Source organism: Celerinatantimonas diazotrophica (assembly GCF_004339545.1).
Taxonomy (GTDB): domain Bacteria; phylum Pseudomonadota; class Gammaproteobacteria; order Enterobacterales; family Celerinatantimonadaceae; genus Celerinatantimonas; species Celerinatantimonas diazotrophica.
In genome coordinates this window covers 206609-227041 of record NZ_SMGD01000012.1, presented here as the reverse complement: position 1 = coordinate 227041, position 20433 = coordinate 206609, and the positions used below count along the sequence as shown (strand labels likewise).

The window sequence follows — 20433 nt, the reverse complement described above, 5'->3', positions numbered from 1 at the left end:
ACACGGCACAATGTTTGCCTTGCCTAAATCCCTCTCAGATTTCTGCAAAACTAATCATAAAAGGTCAACAGTCCCTAATTAGCCAACTCTAATCGAAACAAATGCACAAAAAAGCACCAAAATAATGCGGATTTACACAGTTTTTAACAATTTATGCACACTTTTAACGCATCGATAACTAGTTTTTTGTCGGTTCGCTATTACTACCCTATTTAAAATCAATAAGTTAAATATATCACCAAGATGGCACACTTATTGATTGTATATACATATCTATGCATTCGATCATTAATCAGCATGACTCAGGGAGTATCAGAGATGAAGTTAACCAATTTTTTCGCAAAAATGAGGAAGGTAACCTGTTTGATCGCGTTATTAGGATCAATGACTGCCCATGGCGCAGAGCATCTTGGCTCTTTAAAAATGGGCATTGAACCTTGGTTAGGTTATGGCCTGTGGTATGTGGCAGCTCACGATGGCCTATTTAAGAAACAAGGATTTAAAAACGTTGATATTATTAACTTCACCGAAGATAAAGATATTAATGCGGCCCTTGCCAGTGGTCAAATTGATGTAGCCAATATCGCAACACATACAGCCATGGGCATGATCGCCGCCGGACTCCCTGTAAAAGCCGTGTTACTGCTCGATCAGAGTAATACTGCCGATGCGATACTCGCCTCTGCTAAAATCAAATCACTCAAAGATATCAAAGGCAAGAAAGTCGCTTATGAGCAAGGTACCACCAGCGATATTTTATTGCACAGTGCCTTAAGCTCGGTGCACCTGAGCGAAGCCGATATCATTCCAGTACCAATGCCCGCCGCTAACGCCGGGAGTGCCTTAATTGCTGGTAATGTACCAGTGGCTGTCACCTATGAACCTTACATCAGTGTCGCCGAGAAAAACGATCCGAATTTAAAAATGCTCTATAGCGGTGCATCCGATCCTGGCCTCATTAGTGACGTGCTGGTCGTTCGGCAATCGGTTATCAACAAGCATCCCAAACAAGTGGCTGCCCTCATTGAGGTTTGGAAAAAAGCACTCGCGAACTATCGCCAACACACCCAACTCGACCGCAACATTATCGCCACTGCAATTGGTGCCACACCGGATGATCTTAAAACCGCCTTTGATGGCATTAAATATATCGATATCAAAACCAACAAACAGATGCTCGAAGGTGCTTTTCGCACCCAAACATTTCCCCACATCTTAAAGGCTGCAAAAAGCGCATCACTGGTGCCAACTAATGTGAAATTTACCCAAGTTTTTGATGATTCTTTTGTCAAAAAAGCGAAGTAGAAAGGAGGAGCCATGCCGACCACTCCTGCGCAGAGCCAAACTATTATGAACACCAAAGCAAGAGAGAAAAAAACAAGAAAGCGCTGGTCACTGTTCACAATTGGCCGCTCCCCCACAAAGTGGCAGGCCATCAGCTTAGCTCTGGCAACCTTTATTGTGTTGCTGCTGGGATGGTGGTTTGTTACCGCGACAGGACGAGTTAAACCGATCTTTTTACCCGGGTTAGACCATGTCTTCACCCGCATGTTAACTCTGAGTGAAAATGGCATATTGTGGAAAGATATTCAGAGCAGTTTATATCGGATTGCTATCGCATTTGCGATTTCATCAGTGATGTCAATCGTCATTGGGATCTTGGCGGGCTGTTATGGGTTTTTTAAATCAATCGTCGAGCCATTGGTTGATTTCATCCGTTACATGCCAGTGGTTGCCTTTGTCCCTCTGACGATTTTGTGGGTCGGTACCGGGGACATTCAAAAATTCTTAGTGATCTGGATCGGAACCTTTTTTCAACAAGTGCTCATGATGATTGATGCAGTCAAGCGAGTGCCGAAAGACTATATCGGCCTTGGACGAACCCTCGGCATGACAGATCGCGGCATTTTGCTGCGCATCGTGCTCCCCGCGGCTTTTCCCAACATTTGGGATGCTCTTCGTATTAGTCTCGGCTGGGCCTGGACTTGGTTGGTCTTGGCGGAACTAGTAGCCTCGACGTCAGGGCTGGGGTATCGAATCGTCGTCTCCCAACGTTATTTTCAGACCGACACCATCATCGGCTACATCTTGTTGCTCGGTGTTCTGGGATTGATTAGCGATCAGGTGATGCGCGGCGCCGAAAAAGTTCTTTTTAAATACAATCATCGAGGTTAAGAATGGCCAGCTTAACGATTCACCAATTAGATAAAAGTTATCCGTTGGCTAAACGACAGCGAAATTTGGTGCTCAATAAAATAGATCTAAGCTTAAATCACAACGAATTTGTCTCGATTGTGGGAGCGTCAGGATGTGGTAAGAGTACTTTATTATCCATCGCTGCCGGCCTTGAAGATTTTGACCATGGCAATGTACTGGTGGACAACCAGCCCATTCAAGGACCGGGTATTGATCGTGGGGTCGTTTTTCAAAGCTATACTCTATTACCTTGGCTAACGGCTCAGCAAAACATCGAATTTGCACTTAAATCAGCGGGCTATTCACGCTCAGAACGCACTGAAATTGCCAAAGAACACCTCGAGCTGGTCAAACTCTCACATGCCGCTGATAAGTGGCCATCGGAGCTTTCCGGCGGTATGAAACAGCGCGTCGCCATTGCGCGTGCCCTCTCTTATCGTCCCAAAATTTTGTTGATGGATGAACCGTTTGGTGCACTTGATGCGATGACCCGTCGCCAGATGCAACAGTTACTTTTAGAGATCTGGGAAGTTCATCGTCTGACGGTAATGTTTGTCACCCACGATATCGAAGAAGCCGTCTACCTCTCGGATCGCGTTGTAGTCATGAAACCGGGCGCAATCGATCAGTGTGTTGATGTTCCAATTACTCGGCCTCGTGACATGAGCGTGACTCGCAGCCCTGAATTTATCGATATTCAGAGCGGAATTTTTGAACGAATTAGCAAACCATTAGAAAACGCTTAACCTATGAGGAGTTTTTGACCATGGAAGTCTCATTCTATGACCTTAGCAATAAATCGATTCCGTCAGAGCTACTACAGCGAACCGAGTCGGATTTATCCTTTTTTAGCGAAAAGGTGACTCCAATTATCGAAGCTGTTCGCACAGGCGGCGATGCAGCGCTGATTGATTTCGCTAAAAAGTTCGACAAAGTTGCCGTAGATAGCTTCAGTGTTAAAGCCCAAGAGAGTGAATTTAAAGCCGCCTTTGAACGCTTAGATCCAGAGGTCATTGAGACCATTCGTTACTCAGTTGAAAACGTCCGTGCCTTTCATCAGGCGCAAAAACCAGAAGAGATGTGGCTCAAAGAGATGAAACCCGGCGCTTTTGCCGGGGATCGCCACGTTCCAATTGAAGCAGTGGCTTGTTATGTCCCCCGCGGTAAAGGCTCGTTTCCAAGCGTTCTAATTATGACGGCCGTACCTGCTATTGTCGCAGGCGTGCCAAAACCAATTGTCATTACCCCGCCCGGGCCGGATGGCACAGTAGATGATGCCACGTTGGTTGCAGCCCGTTTAGTTGGCATTGAACAGGTGTATAAATGCGGTGGTGCACAAGGTGTTGCAGCCGTGGCATTTGGAACTGAATCGGTGCCTAAATGCTTAAAAATCGTTGGCCCCGGAAGCCCCTGGGTAGTGGCGGCTAAACAGCAGCTCACCCACCTGCTCGACCCCGGTATTCCAGCAGGACCAAGTGAAAGCATCATTCTAGCGGATGAAACCGCCGATGGCCGACTGGCTGCGCTAGATTTGTTGATCGAATCAGAGCATGGCCCCGATTCATCCGCTTATTTGGTGACCAATTCCAAACCCGTTGCCGAGAAAGCGATCTCAGCATTAGCCGATTACTGGCAGCAAATTACCCCGCAACGCGCTGAATTCTCGCAAGCGGTGCTGTGTGGCCACCATGGTGGTGTAGTGCTAACCGATAACTTTGATAAAGCCATTGAGTTTGTCAATCAATATGCCCCTGAGCATTTGGAAATTCTAGCGAAAGAACCGATGGCGACAATGCCGCGGATTATCAACGCCGGTGAAATTTTGCTGGGCAGCTATACACCGATTTCTATCGGCAATTTTGTACTCGGCCCTAATGCCGTATTACCCACCAACGCCAAAGCCAAAACCTGCGGCCCGCTGTCAGTATTTGATTACATGAAACGGATCTCGGTCGGTTATGTCACGCAGTCCGGTTACGCAGAGCTGGCTAAAAATGCCAACCGATTTGCGCATTATGAAGGGTTCCCCGGGCATGCATTAGCTGTATCAGAACTTCGTGATGAGTTATTAAAGGGCGAGCATGATGGATAATCAGGCCCCCCTTGCGGCACAGGCAAACACATTGGCTAAACAAGGCCAGTGGCAACAAGCGAGCGATAAACTCGCCTTGTTGATTGCCCAAATCACTGGCCACACCGTGCAAACAATACAGATTAACCGCGACCAATATAGTCTCAACTCTCTCAATGGGTTTACTCAGCTAGATACCGACGAAGCACTATTTTTTAAATATCACCATGAAGAAGGTGAAGAGAAATCGATTGAGGAGTATTACCGAGCTGAATTGCTAAGAAATTATGGATTTCCAGTGGACTTACCACTCTATGCCTGCAAAGAACCAGGGCGGCAATTACTACTTTATCGCAAACGCCATACCGAGCGTTTTGCCGATGTTTGTCGGCGCTGGGAGGCTCACCCTGATGCGACAACATTACCCAAACTGATCAAAGCACAACAGCAATTAGACCAACTCACTTTGACCAAAGCCCGCAACAGTCTGCACCGCGTAAGTGTTCAGCAAGTTAAACAAGAGGCTATCCACCAGCTTTTTTATCACCGCTTAGTCGATGATCATCATCCTCTGGGTTTAGGGGGACGCGTTGCCAAATTTTATCTTGATAAAACGATTAAACTGGGCCAGCAAAGTCTCGATTGGTCCCAGTTTAGTCGCTATCGTTGGCAAATTAACGGCATTCATTATCCATTCACTGTCGCTGAGCTCTTTAGCCAATCGGCACAACGACTCGCCCCCCAATCATTGGCCGATCACGGTGCTATCGTGGCGCATGGTGATGCGCACAATGCTAATGTCTGGTTTGAGGATGAGCAGACTTTGACCCTCTTTGATCCCGCGTTTGCAGGAGAGAACATTCCGGCACTCCTGGCGGAAATCAAAGCGACCTTTCACAATATCTTTGCCCATCCTTATTGGCTTTATGAACCCGATATTGCCCAAGAGCATTACCAAGTAGAGGTCAGGATTGACCATCCAACCCAGCAGATTGTGGTTCAGCACAACTGGCAACTGACTGACCTGCGCCAAGCCTTTTTAGATAGCAAAATCAACAACTACTGGCGACCACTCATAGCCCAACTAAAAGCCCAGCAGAGCTTGCCTGAGCATTATCAACAAGTGATTCAACTCGCATTATTTTGTTGCCCAACATTAGTCTTAGATCTAACCGCCAACGGTTACGGTCAGCACAATCAACAAAGCTCAGCATTAGGTTGGGCCATCGCAGTGGCCCTTGGCAATGGCGGCCAAGGGCCAGGCCAGTGGATCAGCCAATTGCTGTAACTCACCGGGGGTATCTATGAAAGCGGCACAATTGTATGGCATTAATGATATTCGCGTTGAAGATGTTTCCATGCCACAAACGCTCGATGGCAACGAAGTTCGCCTGATGGTTGATGCAGTCGGGATCTGTGGCTCAGACCTGCATAATTTTCAAACCGGCCAGTGGATGGACCAACTCCCGATGGTTCCAGGCCACGAAATGACGGGAACGGTCATAGAACTGGGGCAAAATGTTCAAACATTGTCACTGGGCGATAAAGTTGTTGCTGACTCAAGGGTTTGGTGTGGGCAATGCTCAGCATGCCAAGCACAGCGCTATAATCACTGTCCATCCCTGGCATTTGTCGGTGAAAGCATGGCAGGCGGGATGAGTGAACAGGTGGTACTTAAAGAGCAGCAACTGCTCAAAGTAGCGAACAATTTAGCCGCCGACATTCGGGTTTTAAGTGAGCCGCTAGGGGTCTCGCTGCGAGTGGTCAAACAACTTGCTGCAACACCCGGCGCTCTCGTTCATGTCGCAGGTGGCGGTGCCATAGGCGGCTTTGCAGCATTGCTGTTGCAGGATATCTTTGCCCATCCAGTGCAACTAAGCGAGCCTAATCAGACTCGTTTTGCAAAGCTCAGTGCGCTCATGCAACTCTCACCAAAGCCACGGCCTTTTCACTTTGCCATCGACGCAACTGGCATTCCAATGGTCATCAACCAACTGATTGAGCAGATTGAACCTGGCGGCCGGATCGCTTTAGTGGGGCTGCCTCAGCACAATGACAGCATTGATATTCTGCGCGTGGTAGAAAAAGAAATTACGCTGGTCGGTTGCAGTGTTTTTGATACCGAACAGCGTGAAGCGATAGCTTACCTTGCAGCACTGCAAGATAAGCTTAAATCATTGATATCGCCCCCGCTGCAGTTAAAGGATGTACCCGATACTTACGACAAACTCTGTCGCTCTCATGTGGATTACCTCAAAGCAGTGATTTATCCCAATCGCCATTAAATTCAAGGAACAACGATATGCCTGATACACAATTTTCGGTCGCAGATAAACAGATTGTGATCACCGGAGCTAGCAAAGGCATCGGCTTTGCGTTGGCACAAGGATTTTGCAAAGCGGGCGCCCGTGTCACCATTACGGCTCGCAATCAAAAGCAGCTGAGCGAAGCCCATGAGGCGTTGTTAAAATTAGATCCACGCGCTAGTGCTCAAGTACTCGATGTGAACGATGACACGGCGATCCGCGATTTTTTTGCCGCAACGCCCATCGATGTTTTGATTAACAATGCTGGGGTAGAGCACGTCTGCGAGTCGCTCAATATGAGCGAAATGATTTGGGACAAGATCGTTGATACCAATTTAAAGGGAAGCTTTTTCTGCGCACGAGCCGCCGCTGAGGTGATGAAATCTCAAGGCAAAGGCACCATCATTAATATGTGTTCACTAACCAGTGCCGTTGGCGTACCGGGAGCGGTGCCCTATAGCGCCTCAAAAAGTGGCCTACTTGGTGTCACACGGGCACTAAGTAGTGAATGGGCAAAGTATAATATTCGAGTCAACGCGATCGGTCCGGGCTATTTTCAAACCGACATGACCGATGTATTTTATCAAGATGCGCAATGGTGTGAATCAATGCTAAAAAAAATTCCAATGCAACGCTTTGGTCAATTAGACGATTTGGTTGGCACTGCGATATTTCTAGCCAGTGAGGCTTCTGCTTATATGACCGGACAGGTGTTATATGTCGATGGCGGCTATCTGGCCTCGATCTAGCGATAGAGCCGTCCCCCATTGAACTAGTGCATCTGCCCCGATGGCAGATTTGTCATCCCTGATTCTATATGATTAGGAGCCCTCAGGCTCTGTGTGCAATGTTGCAAAGAGCATCAGCACTTGGAGTCCACTTTTGCTCTTTTGCGTTATTCTTGGTAAAGCAGATCGCTGGTTAAATCTGCCATAGAACAACAGCCCAATTGCGCTATGGTTCGATCTATTTCCCCTTTGAGCAGATTCATCACATCCAGAGCCCCTTGTTCGCCGGCGGCAGCCATCGCATACAGCAGGGGCCGACCTAACAATACACCATTAGCTCCCAGTATTAACGCCTTAACAACATCGGTACCACGACGAAAACCACTATCGATGAAAATCAGTGGATCACCACCAATCACTCTGCGAATTTCAGACAATAATAAAATTGGGCTGATAGTTCCATCCAACTGACGTCCACCGTGGTTTGACAACACCACGCCATCACAACCAACTTCAATCGCTTTGCGGCAATCATCGGGGGCGACTACCCCCTTAAGGAGCAACGGCCCTTCCCAGAGAGAACGAAGCCATGCCAGAGTGCTCCAATCCAGAGCAGTTTCCATCTGTTCGGCAAAATAGGTGGCTGCCCCGACACCTTTTTGGTATTGCTCGGGGAGATAGGGCTTTAAATTGCCAAATCCCGGGATCCCTTGCGGTAAAATAGTCCGACAAACCCAACCAGGTTTGGTGGCAATATTAAAGTAGCTTTTGAGCGATAACTTCATCGGCCGAACATAGTTGCGTTTATCACGTTCACGATTCCCAAAGTGAACCGCATCAACAGAGACGACCAGAACCTTGCAGCCACTGTCTCTGGCACGTTTTAACAAGTCTTCTGTCACTTTCTTATCTTTTAAAACATAGAGCTGAAACCAATGATGCGCATGGCTATGGCGACCAATCTGTTCAATTGAGCTGGTTGAGACGGTGCTCTGAATATAGGGGATCCCCGCTTTGGCAGCCGCACTCGCAAGTAGTTCATCCGCACGATGACGCAGCATACCGTTATACCCCGTTGGGGCAACGGCAACTGGCATCTGGTAGCTTGTTCCGAACCAGTTCACACTGAGATCGCGAACAGAAGATGCCTTAAGCACCGGGGGAACAAATTGCCAACGCGTAAACACCGATTGGTTGTCAGCTAGGGTGCGCTCATCTTCCGCGCCTCCATCAACATAATCGAAGGCAAACTTCGGTAGTTTGTGCTGGGCGGCTTGTCGGTAGTCGTTTAGGTTCAATAACATCTTATATCCCTATCGTAATTTCAGCTTGGCTAAATTCATACCCATAGTGATCATTCTAAGAACACAGTTAGACTTGTCTATACAAATTCAACGATAAAGGGGAATTAATTGAACTGATGAGGGGCAATCACAACAACATGGGTTTTTAACCAAGGCATCAACCCGTGGCTTGAACCTCATCCAGAAAATTCTGTAGAAAACCAAACCGCTCGATAGAACCAGTACTCAACGTAAAACGGAACAGCTGGTGGTGCTGGGCGATATCATAATAAAGCAACATATCGTCCTGATACGCGATCGTCACACACCGCTTACTATGCTCGAGGGTCATTGGGGCACGCGTGGTTTTAGCCAGCTCGTTGATATAGGCATAAAGTTGATCACAAACTTTGACAGCCGAGTGAGCAATCAAGACATTTTCCTCAAGCTTATCTTTGCCATAGATATGCCATAATTGCCCCCGATAAATCCGTGAACTGCTGACATCAATCGCATTGATCCATTGCAGATAATATTCAGGTAGTCTGATGCTCATCGTTCATCTCCCCTTCAGCGATACAAGAGGTTATAACGAAAACCAAACTTGTTATCTTTTCCAAAATACAACTTGTAATAATAAGTCTAGTAGTGCCATCAATAGGTTGAAACCTGCTAAACAGAAGATCTCAGTCTCCCGCCCATATCATCATCATTTTTAATAAAAAATAATCTGAACAAAAAGCGCTTTTAACACGCAATAAAAAAGCGGGATCAATTCCCGCTCTTTTACTGTCAAAGTAAACAGCTAAGCTGCTGATATTGCCAAGTCCAACCGAGGGCGAAAGCGCATCACCGCAAGGCTGGCTAACACACCGACAACACTCACACCAGCAACGTAATACATCGGTGCATAGGCACTTTTCATGATCATCGCACTGACGAACATCGGTGTTGTCCCACCAAAAATAGCGTATGCCACATTATATGAGAATGACAACCCAGAGAATCGAATCGGCGCCGGAAAACTCTTAACCGCAATCGCCGGAACAACCCCAACAATCCCCACAAAGAAGCCAACCACGGCATACATTGGGAACAGATAAGTCGTATCTTGCAACATAGTTGAATAGAACACCCAGTAACTCACCGCCAGACCGATACTAAAAATAGCCATAATCGGACCATTACCAAAGCGGTCGGCTAAGGCTCCCGAAACCAAACAACCAATCAGAATGCAGACAATGGCAACACTATTGGCTTCAAGCGACGTCTCAGGATTAAGATGAATCAACTTTTGCAACAATGAGGGGGTCATCAAAATAGTGACCACAATCGCAGCGGTTAATACCCAAGTTACTGCCATTGAGACCAAAACCGATGGCGTATGATCTTTTAACACTGATTTAATCGGAAGCTCTTCGGCAAGCTCTTTATCTTCCTGCATCTGTTTGAATATGGGGGTTTCATGCAGCCAACGACGCAGATACATGGTAATAAATCCAAACACGCCGCCCAACAAAAATGGCAAGCGCCAGCCATACTGCTTAATTTGTTCAGCACTCATCGATGAGTGAAGACCCGTTGCAACGAGCGAGCCGATTAAGATCCCTGCAACCAAACCAGCCGATAACGTCCCACAAGCCAAACCGATGTGACGTTTAGAGACATGTTCGGTAACAAACACCCACGCCCCCGGAGCTTCACCACCAATGGCTGCACCTTGAAAAACGCGGCATAACAACAGCAACAACGGTGCTAAGATCCCAACACTCTGGTAGGTCGGCATCAAACCGATCGCCATTGTTGGTACCGCCATCAGGAAGATACTTAGCATAAACATACGCTTACGCCCGAGCAGATCCCCGAAGTGCGCCATAATAATGCCCCCAAGAGGGCGAGCAAGGTAGCCGGCAGCAAAAATACCGTAGGTCTGAACTTGGCGCATCCAATCTGGCATATCAGCAGGAAAGAACAAGCCACCGACCACATTGGCAAAATAGACAAAGATAACAAAATCATAAAACTCAAGTGCGCCGCCAAGAGCAGACAAACTTAAGGTTTTACCGTCCTTCCAAGTCAAATGCCGATGTTCAGATTGGGTCGTGCCCTGAATATTACGAGTTTCCGTGTCCATAACAATCCATCATTGCTCAATTTATGCTTTTAAGTTTAAAAACAAGCTCATATTTCTTACTATTTTAAATTTTTTCATTAAAAAAAAGCAGAAATAAGAAATTTCTATTTATATAAACAATGATAATACTGAGACTCATATAGAAAATAAAGCTATTTTTGCGGATATTATCAGCAATTTTTCACCCTAGTTGATGGCTTATTTGAGTGAAATTCTCCTCTCTTGGAGAGACCTTGGCATTCTATGCTACGATAGAAACCAATCCTTTTATATTATTTGGAAGATATCCCTATGAACCCAACAATTGATCTTCTTCGCCACCACACATCCGTGCGCAAATTTACCGACGCCCCAATAAGCAATGATCAGTTCAATACCATCATTGAATCAGCACAAATGGCCTCAACCTCTAGTTTTTTGCAAACCGGTTCAATTGTTCGGGTCAGCGACCCACAACTTCGGGAAAAATTTGCCACATTAGCAGGGGGGCAAACGTGGATCATTGAAGCAGCAGAATTTTTAGTTTGGTGTGTCGATTTTCATCGCCACCAGCAAATCGCTCCCGAAGCCAAACTCGGGTTTAGTGAACAATTGCTTATTGGTGCCATCGATGTGGCATTAATGGCTGAAAATGCGCTCGTTGCGGCCGAATCGATGGGTCTGGGAGGGGTATTTATTGGTGGGATCAGAAACGATCCGAAACAAGTTGCCAAACTCCTCGAACTGCCCAAAAACGTACTCCCATTATTCGGCATGTGCTTAGGCCAGCCGAATCAGGAGCCGAGCATTCGCCCTCGACTTCCTCAGCCATTGGTCGTTCATGAGAACAGCTATCAGCAAAAACTCGACAAACAGCTGTTAGCTGAATATGACCAGCAAGTGGTCGACTATTATAGCCAGCGCGCGGGTTCTAACACCAAAGTTGCAAGTTGGAGCGAACAGATTAGTGCCATCCTGAGCAAAGAATCCCGCCCTCATATTCAAGCATTCTTAAATGAACAAGGCTTCGCTCTTAAATAACTTTGTCAGAGCAAGCTTAACCAAGTACACAGGCAGTCCAAATCACCCACAAAATCTCGCTACGATAGTGACTCTTCCATGAGCGAAGAGTCACCCCATATTAAACACTCGTATGTCTTGGGAAACTAACTCGGAAACAGTTCACTCCCGAATAAGGTAATAACGTGACACTGCCGGCATGTATCGCGACAATGTCCTGGCAAATCGCCATGCCTAAGCCAGCACCATCCCCTTTTTCGGGATTTTCTCGGTAGAAGTTTTCAAAGATTCGTTCACGAGTTTCATCACGAATCGGCGCGCCATCATCACACACATCGATATGAATCTGTTGTGTCTGAACCGTTAAATTCACACCAATATGGCTTTGCTTGCCCGAATAACGAATCGCATTATCCACTAAATTCGAAAACAACAATTCAAGCAACAGTTCATCCCCTTGGATCTTCACCATCGGCTCACCATCAAGACCAATTTCCTGATCATTTTGCAATGCCAGTGGTACGAGCTGAGCAATCACATTTTGTAATAAAGAATTAAGCTCAATCTCGCCAAATTTTTGATCGGATGGTTTGAGACTTTCTACACGCGCCAAAATGAGTAATTGATGAATTAAGCGGTCGGAGCGTTCAATGCCAGAGAGGATCCGCTCAAGATCCTCCTTCAATTGCTCTTCATTCTTGCTGCTCAACGCATTTTCGGCGTTGATCCGTAAAATAGCGAGCGGTGTTTTGAGTTCATGGGCTGCGGTGCGGGTAAAACGTCGCTCTCGTTGCCAGGCTTCGTCCAGCTGGTGAAGTAAGCGGTTCAAGGTGTTCACGAGTGGCTCAAGCTCAAGTGTCAGCTCACTTATATTGACCGGTGTCAGCTGCTGAATATCGAGATCGCCGATGGCTTGGCGCAATTCAACCAGAGGTCGAAACTGACGATTAATCAGTACCACCATAATAATCGCCAGCAATGGGATAATGATGAGCAATGGGAAGCCGCTCGCCATCGCCAATTTACCCATGATGTCGCTACGCACCGATTCACTTTCAGCCACCACAATCATATCTTTATGGCCATTCATCTCGGGCGCAAAGTACTGGAAATAACGCCATTTTTGCCCTTTGATTTTAAAATAACCATATCCGGGATGGGATATAAGATGGGTCACGCTACCAAAGCTATTGTGAGTATTCCAAAACATCTTGCCATCTCGGTAATACTGAATGAGCTCTTTGAGCTCATATGGATGGCCAAGACGACTTTCCATATCGTGATCATGATGTAAACGCGTCTCTAATTGCTGCATCCACTGGTTAAACAGCTTTTGTTGCTTAACCAGTTGAGACTGACGCATTGGAATTGTTAACAACAGCTGTTTGGCCGTTTGCCCAAGCCGCGCATCATAAACCTCTTTAATTTCATGACGGGCAGCCAAATAGCTAATGCCCAAAGCTATCAAAATGGCAAACAGAGCTAATGAGATCACCGAAATGATCAGTCGATTTTTAATGGAATAAAGTTTTTTACGCTGAGTCTTTGGCAAAGACATACCCCACACCGCGAATCGTCCGGATAAAACTAGCAGGCAGCTTTTTGCGCAGATTATGGATATGCACTTCCAGCGAATTATCACTCCCGCCTTCATCCCAGCCATACAACGCCTGATGCAACTGCTCTTTACTTAAGACTCGTCCGGGCTGCGTCATCAGCGTTGACAATAACTTAAACTCATGGCGCGTTAACGTAACGGTTTCTCCTGCCACCGTCACTTTCTGTTCCGCCAGAGAAAGACGAATAGGACCATGTTCCAAAATCGATTCGCTGTAACCTCCGCGGCGCCGAATCAGGACTCGTAATCGAGCCAGCAGCTCTTCGAGCGCAAATGGTTTCACCAAATAATCATCAGCTCCACCATCCAGCCCACGGACTCGATCGGAAAGTTCATCTCGGGCAGTTAAAATCAATACCGGTAAATCGAACCCTTCCTTACGGATTTTAGCGAGCAAGTCTAAGCCATCAATATCAGGCAACATCAAATCGAGAATAACACAAGCAAATTGGTCTGTTTTCAGTGCACTGAGAGTTCCTTTTCCCTGTTGCAACAAATCCACTGTATATCCATTACGACTTAATGATGTCACCATCGATGGCCCCAGCATCTGGTCATCTTCTATCATCAGTACACGCATGAAAACTTATAGCTCCTTAAGTTTTGCCAAGATCTCTTTTCTTCTTCCAGCATCAGCGAGAGGACGAGATGGCCGTTTAGGGGCAGCAAGCGCCTTCTCAAAGTATTGCTTCGCCGCCTTTTTATCCCCTTGGTCACGTAAAAAATCTGCATAAAAATAGTTTGAATCAATCCCGTTGGGGTTCATAGCTAAACCTTTTTTAAGCATTTTTTTGGCTTTTTTATCGCTGCCAAAACCAATCGGCCACCCTGGTACCTGATAGTATAGAACGCCAAGGCTGGTATAAGCTGAACCTTCGAGGGTATTCGGGGCTTTTTTTATCACCTGTTCAAACTGTGCCTTGGCCTTTTTAACCAACGACAGAGCCCCCAATCCGCCTTTAACTCCCGCTTGTGAGCTCAAATTAATACCCATCCAAACATGCAGTTGCTCATCTTGCGGATGCGCTTTAAGCGCCTGAGCATTCTCGTTCACTAAAGTATCAAAGCATTTTTCGCGGTCCTTTTTCGAAGGCTGCTGATACTGACAAATCGCCCATTGATGTTGAATTTGATGCAGCGATAAAGTCGTTGCGGCCTGAACAGAGCAACAGACCGCTGCCAGTGTAATAAACAGTAATTTCATTTTCATTGCGGTTGCTCCACATCATTTTTATCAAGGGCGGCAGCAATCACCGGATATTGGCGACGAATCGCTGACCCCACAATCCCCGGTAAAAGCTGGTTTAGTCGGGCAAACAATTTCTCAGGCCAACCAATAAATCGAGAGCGTTGTTCGCGTAACACAAGCTCGATAAATTGTTGAGCAACAAGCTCTGGTGTATCACTTTGATTGCCCAATTTTTGATTAAGCTCTTCCACTATCGTCGGGTTCAATTGCGTCTTCGTCGCTCGCGGAGCCAAATAGAGCACGCGGACGCCTTGGGCACTAAGTTCTCGGTCTAGCGCTTCAGAAAAACGCTGCAATCCTGCTTTCGCGGCACAATAACTGGCATAGCCCGGGTAACCAATCGCCCCGAAAGTCGAGCCGATATTCACAATCCAACGAGGTTGCGTTTTTTCACTAAGCAAACGATGAGACAATTCTATCGGCCGTAACAAGTTCAAGGTAATCTCATCGTCCAAGGAATTTTCAGTGCGTTTAGCAAACCAACCAAACTGATTACAACCGGCATTATTAACCAATCCGTCGATGGGTTGTCCATCCAACGCTTGCAGCAATTTATCAATCCCACCAGAGGCTAATAAATCGACAGCGAAGACACGATGACTCTCACAGTTGGGCAACTGTGCCTTGAGCGCCTCAAGTTTATTCTGATCGCGCCCAACCAACATGAGACAAGCGCCTCGTTCACTTAACGCTTTGGCAATAGCCGAACCAATACCACCGCTAGCCCCAGTCACCAGCCAGGTTGTTGCTCGAATTTCCATTCCACGCTCCTTATGCCACATGCATCACAGGCAATGGCAAGTTCTCAAGCATCGCGGTATATAAACGAAATACGTGTCGCGCACTATCAATAATCACCTGCTGGTCTTGCGGTGACTCAATTTGGCCCATCAGTTGTTCAAAGAATTGAATATGTTGAGTATCCAGTTCACTGTGCGAGAGCAGATAAGTCATCGCACTGTCGGGTAATTCAAGAGTTTGTTGAACCATTCTGGCCATAGGACCACCGACCGAAACACTGGTACCTTCAAGCATCCAGACCATGCCAAATAACGCCAACGGATTGCCTCGGTCAATTTGGTGATAAAGGTAAGAAACCATCAGCTCAATAGGCCAGTCAACCGCGCCTTCACCAGTCCCTTCACGTACCAGTTGCGAGTCAAAACCAAGCGCTTCGATATCATTTAAAATCCATTCTTGGTGGCCACTTTCTTCTTCAATGTAATGTCCCAAAGCGACCCGTAGCCCCTCATAACGCTCATCTAAACGGCCACCACACGCCATCAATAGAGGCACTGTATGTTTTACATGATGATAGGCTTGGGTTAAAAATGCGCGATAACTCTGGCGATCAATCTGCCCTTCTTGACACGCTGCGAAAATTTTAGACTGTAGCAGCTGCCCGCGGGCAGCTTCAGTTTGCTGCTTAAGCTCATTAAAAAACTGATTCATAGTTTTCCCCGAAATTGGATGATGATGAGTATCAAGTAAAAAATGTGGGCAACTCTGACTGAACTGCTCGATGGCCGAACGGATGGGTCTGGCATTAAACGTGAATAACATTGAGCTGGGTTGATTCTCACACCAGATTAACTGCGCAATTTGCGCATAATCGGGAAGCTGTTGGTTAAGCTCATGTAATGCTTCTATGACAGCATCTTTATCGGGATGGATTACAAAAGCACTTAAATAATCTTCACCATCCCCCATGACAACGAATTGTTTAAGCGCTGAATAATCGCGAGCCAGCGTTTCAATCCACTCAGGTGAAATATTGCGCCCATAACTGGTGATAATAAGATTTTTCAGCCGACCATGAATCGTTAAAAAGCCCTGCTCATCAATAGAGCCTATATCGCCAGTGGCAAACCACTGCTGAGAAAAAGGTTGGCCAATGTAACCGAGCGCCATATTGCCACGAACCAATACTTCGCCGCGCTCGCCAATTTTGATCTGTTGGTGACCCAGCACTTTTCCGCAACTGCCAAAACGGTGACTCGCCGGGGTATTAACAGCAACCACCGAGGCACATTCTGACAAGCCATAGCCTTCGTAAACAGGTAACCCCAGTGCTTGCGCCCGCTCTAAAAGTCGTTTTGGCACGGATGCCCCACCGACGGCGATAAATTTAAGGCTCTGACTTAACTCGCTGTGATATTCAACGACATTGACCAGAGCTTCGAGCAGTGCAGGGGTAAGGACCAATGAATTCGGCTGAAAACGGCTCAGCGCTTGAACAAAACGTGCTGGATCAAAGTGACTTGAGCCCTCAAGTCCAACATCTGGGCCGGCGAGAACCACACTGGTTTTCCCCAGCAATAGCGGCACATATACCCCGGTAATATTTTCGAGCAAAGTCGACAGGGGAAGCATGACCAAATGGCGTTCAACCGCCACATTCTGTGCAATCACCTCTGAGAGTTGCAAACTGACCGCATCGAGCTGTTCTGAGCTTAAGCAAACCCCTTTTGGGGTTCCTGTTGAGCCAGAGGTAAAAGTGACTTTGGCAGTCTTGGCTAATAAAGGCTCAAATGCCTCCTCAAGCTCTGGCGGCGTGGTTAAAAAATCCCAGTCACCGATCAAGTGGTCGACACCGCTTTGCTGAACGCTATGCATCGCCTGTTCTGGGGTAAAAAAGGTAGGAACAGGCAACAATGGAATTTCGCCAGCCAGAGCCGCCAAATCATTGATCACCCATTGCAAACAATTCTCGCCACGCATTGCTAGACAGTATGGTTGGAGATTTTCCAATTCGTGCTGGCGAGTTTGAATCTTCGCCCAAAGATCACGATAGCTAAGCTCGGACAACTCACCTTGCGCCGTTGTCCCGATCAGAGCAATGGCATCGGGTTGGCTCTCAGCCCAATGACAAATGGATTGAATAATACGACTACTCATACAACACTCCTAAAAGTGATTGAGCTGGTTGTGGCGATAAAATCTGAAGCCCCTCTTGTAGGCACCCGACAACGATCTGGGGACGGTGTTGATAGTAACTTCCCCAACGGGAGACATTAGTGACTCGAGAATCATCCGCGTTGTGCACAATATTTAGGCTGAGTCCCATGCGTTTCATCAATGCCATCAACGGTTGAGTCGCCGTAAAAATACAGTAACGAAATCCCTGATTAATAAGCTTCTGTGCCATTAAATGAAAATGCTCTCTGGAAAACCCCATCGAGAAAGAGGCGAGTTGACCAAATTCAATCAGTTCAGAGCGTTTAACTTCAGTCCCAAGTGCGTTACTAACCAGAGTTTCAGCACTCTGATCCAGATATTGCTCTAAAAACAATGGGCTCGTGTTTGCCGCGCGAATGCCACAAACAGATACAATTTTCTCTCCTTCAAATAACGTCAGGAATACTGGCATGAATTCATCCAGTTGAGCATTGAACGCTCTTTTGTAACGTCGATAAACATACTTACGAACGGTATTGCACTGAGGATGGGAGACATCAACCCATTGAAGTCTGTGCATCTTGGGACTCCACTCTTTTACTAGCGATGCATAAAAGAGTAGAAAAGTAACCTTAAGAAACTCTTAAGTTATAAAAGTTTCTTAAAATTTAAAAAACGCAGCAATTGCTCACCGACAAGTAACCATGGTATGAGAAAGGGCAAAGCTGCGTGGAGGCTGATGCATTAAGGGCGGATATAGGCATATCCAGCAGATTGTTTTTCTATGATTTCTAACACTCCCACACCGACAACCTGCACAAACTCACTTAAAGAATCTCGCTCAATCTTAAGACCCGTTAAAGAATTCTGACAGGCTTCAAAGCAGACCCCATCGGCGGCCAGCGAAGCCATCACCGGTTGATGTTCTGCCGAGTCGGCGGTATAAGCCAACACCGCTTGACTATTCGCTAATACCACAATGTGAGAGTGCTGCGGATCAACCACCTTAAGCAGATTCTTCACATTTGCCAGAACCATTGGCCACTTATTAGTTTCGTCTATATGAAAAATAACCTGAACCGTTGACATCTCCATCTTTTACTCCTAAATCAAAGAGATATTAAAGCACCTATTAATAACAGGCTTTGCGCGCTTTGGCGACTAGTTCGCCGTCATCATTGCGTTTATAACAAACACCATCAACCTGCTTTAGCTCATTTGCCTGCCAGCGATAGTGATCAACACTTATTGAACGCCCCGCACAACACTGGTTTGTTGACGTTACAATTTTACTTTGTTGGTTAAAGCTTAACGTCACTAACATTGAGAGCGCTTGATTAAATCGATACTGTTTTTTTTGAGGCTGATAAAGATAGTAATTGCGAGTCGTATTCGGGCCGGCGAAGTACTGGCCAGATGTTGAAAAATCAGCGAAACCATCAAAATTGTAATCGCCAACAACAACGTTATACATAGACTGGCAAGCACTACTTTCCACCATGAGTTGCTGACTCAGCTGATCGCTAGATTTATCGATCATCATCATTTGAGCACCGCCTTGCAGACACTTCACTCGAATATAACGGTTTTTAAATGAGGAAGACTGGATGACCCCTCGCGGATCGGTGCTTGGCTTAAGATGCACACTCAAGTGCTGGTGCGTTTTCACATTGCACCAATAGCCCACCAACCGCTGGCCGTTAACTTGTAGATGAAATTCCCCGACCGGTTTGCCTTCGGCGTTTGTCTCAATAAACAGTAAGGCATTTTGACCTACAGAAGGAGCACTATCTAAGTCAATTGGGGTTCGGTATCGATCGTAAAAATATAGCGCAGCCCCCTCATCAAGCTGAAACGTAATCGGTAACTTGCCTAATGTGCCACTATATTGCGCACCCTGAGCCCCGGCACAGAGGAAAAACCCAACAATGGTGCTCCCCCATAACCGCCACTTCAGCGTCAATTTATTATAAAAAACATGCAAAAATAGCTCATAAGGGCAGCTCAAATAAGGCCAGATTGCTCGCCATGCTTGGTTATTCATCATAAGGCAAACAAAGATCCCCTTTCAAAACAATCACCGCCTGACCAAATAGCTTAATGGCGTTGTTTGACGCTCGGCTAACGCGAATATATCCGCCACGAGAAGACGCCTGATAACCAAGCAGTTCTTCTTTAGCAAACTGTTCAAACCAGTACACCGCCAACGCACAGTGTGCCGATCCGGTTACAGGGTCTTCATCAACACCGATCCACGGGGCAAAATAGCGAGAAACAAAATCAGTACGCGGCATCTTGGCTTGCGCCGTTACCACCACACCACGTCCAGGGAGTTGCTTCAAACGGCTAAAATCAGGTGATAAGGCCAGTAACGTTGCTTGCTCATCGACCACAATCAGCGCCTTACTGCCAAACTGGCACGAGTCAATCAACTGAGAAGTCTCAATGCCAACAGCACTGAGTAACTCACTGCTAAGTTGCGTTTTAACCAGCTGTGGCGCAGGCAAAATCAACTCAATTGCAGCATGATTAGCACAGGCAATCAGCTCGCCCGATAGAGTGTGAAAAACAACTTCATCCCCCTCACTTAACAGGCCTTGCTGTTTAAGAACATAAGCGGTAGCCAAGGTTGCATGGCCGCATAATTCAACTTCAGTTTGGGGGGTAAACCAGCGCAAACGCATCGTATCAAGAGCTAAAAAGGCCGTTTCAGAAACCGCCATTTCTTGAGCAATTCTCTGCATCAAAACCGCATCTAAAGCCGAGGGCGTGATACAAACCCCGGCAGGATTGCCGGTAAAAGGCTCTGTGGTAAAAGCGTCCACCTGATAAATTGTTAACCCCATCTACAAATCTCTCTAAAATTAGCCAGTTAACGCCTAAGGACTGTTGATTAATATACCCTAAAATCAAGCGCATTAACCATCGCTAACCAGAGAGATCTCACTCAA

20 protein-coding genes are annotated in these 20433 nt (G+C 46.6%); 8 read left to right on the top strand and 12 right to left on the bottom strand.

Annotated features, from left to right (window positions below):
• Positions 1-318 precede the first annotated feature (318 nt).
• The 7 genes from EV690_RS07330 to EV690_RS07300 are packed head-to-tail and all read left to right on the top strand — an operon-like array spanning position 319 to position 7322.
• Positions 319-1305, top strand: a complete 987-nt coding sequence (locus EV690_RS07330; RefSeq protein ID WP_131912346.1) for an ABC transporter substrate-binding protein — start codon at positions 319-321, stop codon at positions 1303-1305.
• 45 nt (positions 1306-1350) lie between these two features.
• Complete coding sequence (locus tag EV690_RS07325; protein ID WP_131912686.1) at positions 1351-2175, top strand: ABC transporter permease; 825 nt, start codon at positions 1351-1353, stop codon at positions 2173-2175.
• Positions 2176-2177: 2 nt separating this feature from the next.
• Complete coding sequence (locus tag EV690_RS07320) at positions 2178-2942, top strand: ABC transporter ATP-binding protein (RefSeq protein WP_131912345.1); 765 nt, start codon at positions 2178-2180, stop codon at positions 2940-2942.
• A 20-nt stretch (positions 2943-2962) separates the two neighbouring features.
• A complete protein-coding gene (gene hisD / locus EV690_RS07315; protein WP_131912344.1) occupies positions 2963-4288 on the top strand; it encodes a histidinol dehydrogenase in 1326 nt (441 codons plus the stop codon).
• Positions 4278-5555 (top strand): hypothetical protein, encoded by a 1278-nt coding sequence (locus EV690_RS07310; protein WP_131912343.1) that lies wholly within the window; start codon positions 4278-4280, stop codon positions 5553-5555. Before hisD ends, EV690_RS07310 begins: the two co-directional genes overlap by 11 nt.
• Positions 5556-5571: 16 nt before the next feature.
• The gene (locus EV690_RS07305; RefSeq protein ID WP_131912342.1) at positions 5572-6552 is read left to right on the top strand and encodes a zinc-dependent alcohol dehydrogenase; all 981 of its coding nucleotides are present in this window, start codon (positions 5572-5574) and stop codon (positions 6550-6552) included.
• A 17-nt stretch (positions 6553-6569) separates the two neighbouring features.
• Positions 6570-7322: an SDR family NAD(P)-dependent oxidoreductase gene (locus tag EV690_RS07300; RefSeq protein ID WP_131912341.1), complete on the top strand. Its 753-nt coding sequence runs from the start codon at positions 6570-6572 to the stop codon at positions 7320-7322.
• Positions 7323-7468: 146 nt separating this feature from the next.
• Here the strand turns inward: EV690_RS07300 and EV690_RS07295 are convergent, their stop codons facing one another.
• The 3 genes from EV690_RS07295 to EV690_RS07285 form a co-directional block, all read right to left on the bottom strand.
• On the bottom strand, positions 7469-8605 hold the full coding sequence (locus EV690_RS07295) for an alpha-hydroxy acid oxidase (RefSeq protein ID WP_131912340.1): 1137 nt from the start codon (positions 8603-8605) through the stop codon (positions 7469-7471).
• 157 nt (positions 8606-8762) lie between these two features.
• Positions 8763-9140: a hypothetical protein gene (locus EV690_RS07290; protein WP_131912339.1), complete on the bottom strand. Its 378-nt coding sequence runs from the start codon at positions 9138-9140 to the stop codon at positions 8763-8765.
• Positions 9141-9389: 249 nt separating this feature from the next.
• Positions 9390-10718 (bottom strand): MFS transporter, encoded by a 1329-nt coding sequence (locus EV690_RS07285; RefSeq protein ID WP_131912338.1) that lies wholly within the window; start codon positions 10716-10718, stop codon positions 9390-9392.
• Positions 10719-11009: 291 nt separating this feature from the next.
• On the opposite strand from EV690_RS07285, the gene nfsA reads away from it, so the two are divergent.
• Entirely contained in the window at positions 11010-11738 is a 729-nt protein-coding gene (gene nfsA, locus EV690_RS07280; RefSeq protein WP_131912337.1) for an oxygen-insensitive NADPH nitroreductase, read from the top strand.
• A 100-nt stretch (positions 11739-11838) separates the two neighbouring features.
• On the opposite strand, the gene EV690_RS07275 is transcribed toward nfsA, so the two are convergent.
• The 9 genes from EV690_RS07275 to EV690_RS07235 all read right to left on the bottom strand — a co-directional run bounded on the left by EV690_RS07275 (position 11839) and on the right by EV690_RS07235 (position 20328).
• Positions 11839-13275, bottom strand: a complete 1437-nt coding sequence (locus tag EV690_RS07275) for a sensor histidine kinase (RefSeq protein ID WP_131912336.1) — start codon at positions 13273-13275, stop codon at positions 11839-11841.
• Positions 13250-13915 (bottom strand): response regulator, encoded by a 666-nt coding sequence (locus EV690_RS07270; protein ID WP_131912335.1) that lies wholly within the window; start codon positions 13913-13915, stop codon positions 13250-13252. Before EV690_RS07270 ends, EV690_RS07275 begins: the two co-directional genes overlap by 26 nt.
• Before the next feature lie 6 nt (positions 13916-13921).
• Positions 13922-14545 (bottom strand): tetratricopeptide repeat protein, encoded by a 624-nt coding sequence (locus tag EV690_RS07265; RefSeq protein ID WP_224054938.1) that lies wholly within the window; start codon positions 14543-14545, stop codon positions 13922-13924.
• A complete protein-coding gene (locus EV690_RS07260) occupies positions 14542-15345 on the bottom strand; it encodes an SDR family oxidoreductase (protein ID WP_131912334.1) in 804 nt (267 codons plus the stop codon). The genes EV690_RS07265 and EV690_RS07260 overlap by 4 nt, the downstream gene beginning before the upstream one ends.
• Before the next feature lie 10 nt (positions 15346-15355).
• The gene (locus EV690_RS07255) at positions 15356-17482 is read right to left on the bottom strand and encodes an AMP-binding protein (RefSeq protein WP_131912333.1); all 2127 of its coding nucleotides are present in this window, start codon (positions 17480-17482) and stop codon (positions 15356-15358) included.
• Positions 17475-18062 (bottom strand): thermostable hemolysin, encoded by a 588-nt coding sequence (locus EV690_RS07250; RefSeq protein ID WP_131912332.1) that lies wholly within the window; start codon positions 18060-18062, stop codon positions 17475-17477. Before EV690_RS07250 ends, EV690_RS07255 begins: the two co-directional genes overlap by 8 nt.
• Before the next feature lie 164 nt (positions 18063-18226).
• On the bottom strand, positions 18227-18577 hold the full coding sequence (locus EV690_RS07245) for a DsrE family protein (RefSeq protein WP_131912331.1): 351 nt from the start codon (positions 18575-18577) through the stop codon (positions 18227-18229).
• A 37-nt stretch (positions 18578-18614) separates the two neighbouring features.
• Positions 18615-19529, bottom strand: coding sequence for an XAC2610-related protein (locus EV690_RS07240; protein ID WP_131912330.1), 915 nt, complete (start codon positions 19527-19529; stop codon positions 18615-18617).
• Positions 19519-20328, bottom strand: coding sequence for a PhzF family phenazine biosynthesis protein (locus EV690_RS07235; protein ID WP_131912329.1), 810 nt, complete (start codon positions 20326-20328; stop codon positions 19519-19521). The genes EV690_RS07240 and EV690_RS07235 overlap by 11 nt, the downstream gene beginning before the upstream one ends.
• Positions 20329-20433 lie beyond the last annotated feature (105 nt).

Coding starts and splice junctions, on each gene's coding strand:
- EV690_RS07300 (WP_131912341.1), top strand. CDS start 6,570: ATGCCTGATACACAATTTTCGGTCGCAGATAAACAGATTGTGATCACC.
- EV690_RS07250 (WP_131912332.1), bottom strand. CDS start 18,062: ATGCACAGACTTCAATGGGTTGATGTCTCCCATCCTCAGTGCAATACC.
- EV690_RS07235 (WP_131912329.1), bottom strand. CDS start 20,328: ATGGGGTTAACAATTTATCAGGTGGACGCTTTTACCACAGAGCCTTTT.
- EV690_RS07260 (WP_131912334.1), bottom strand. CDS start 15,345: ATGGAAATTCGAGCAACAACCTGGCTGGTGACTGGGGCTAGCGGTGGT.
- EV690_RS07265 (WP_224054938.1), bottom strand. CDS start 14,545: ATGAAAATGAAATTACTGTTTATTACACTGGCAGCGGTCTGTTGCTCT.
- hisD (WP_131912344.1), top strand. CDS start 2,963: ATGGAAGTCTCATTCTATGACCTTAGCAATAAATCGATTCCGTCAGAG.
- EV690_RS07245 (WP_131912331.1), bottom strand. CDS start 18,577: ATGGAGATGTCAACGGTTCAGGTTATTTTTCATATAGACGAAACTAAT.
- EV690_RS07305 (WP_131912342.1), top strand. CDS start 5,572: ATGAAAGCGGCACAATTGTATGGCATTAATGATATTCGCGTTGAAGAT.
- EV690_RS07255 (WP_131912333.1), bottom strand. CDS start 17,482: ATGAGTAGTCGTATTATTCAATCCATTTGTCATTGGGCTGAGAGCCAA.
- EV690_RS07275 (WP_131912336.1), bottom strand. CDS start 13,275: ATGTCTTTGCCAAAGACTCAGCGTAAAAAACTTTATTCCATTAAAAAT.
- EV690_RS07325 (WP_131912686.1), top strand. CDS start 1,351: ATGAACACCAAAGCAAGAGAGAAAAAAACAAGAAAGCGCTGGTCACTG.
- EV690_RS07310 (WP_131912343.1), top strand. CDS start 4,278: ATGATGGATAATCAGGCCCCCCTTGCGGCACAGGCAAACACATTGGCT.
- EV690_RS07240 (WP_131912330.1), bottom strand. CDS start 19,529: ATGATGAATAACCAAGCATGGCGAGCAATCTGGCCTTATTTGAGCTGC.
- nfsA (WP_131912337.1), top strand. CDS start 11,010: ATGAACCCAACAATTGATCTTCTTCGCCACCACACATCCGTGCGCAAA.
- EV690_RS07320 (WP_131912345.1), top strand. CDS start 2,178: ATGGCCAGCTTAACGATTCACCAATTAGATAAAAGTTATCCGTTGGCT.
- EV690_RS07285 (WP_131912338.1), bottom strand. CDS start 10,718: ATGGACACGGAAACTCGTAATATTCAGGGCACGACCCAATCTGAACAT.
- EV690_RS07270 (WP_131912335.1), bottom strand. CDS start 13,915: ATGCGTGTACTGATGATAGAAGATGACCAGATGCTGGGGCCATCGATG.
- EV690_RS07290 (WP_131912339.1), bottom strand. CDS start 9,140: ATGAGCATCAGACTACCTGAATATTATCTGCAATGGATCAATGCGATT.
- EV690_RS07330 (WP_131912346.1), top strand. CDS start 319: ATGAAGTTAACCAATTTTTTCGCAAAAATGAGGAAGGTAACCTGTTTG.
- EV690_RS07295 (WP_131912340.1), bottom strand. CDS start 8,605: ATGTTATTGAACCTAAACGACTACCGACAAGCCGCCCAGCACAAACTA.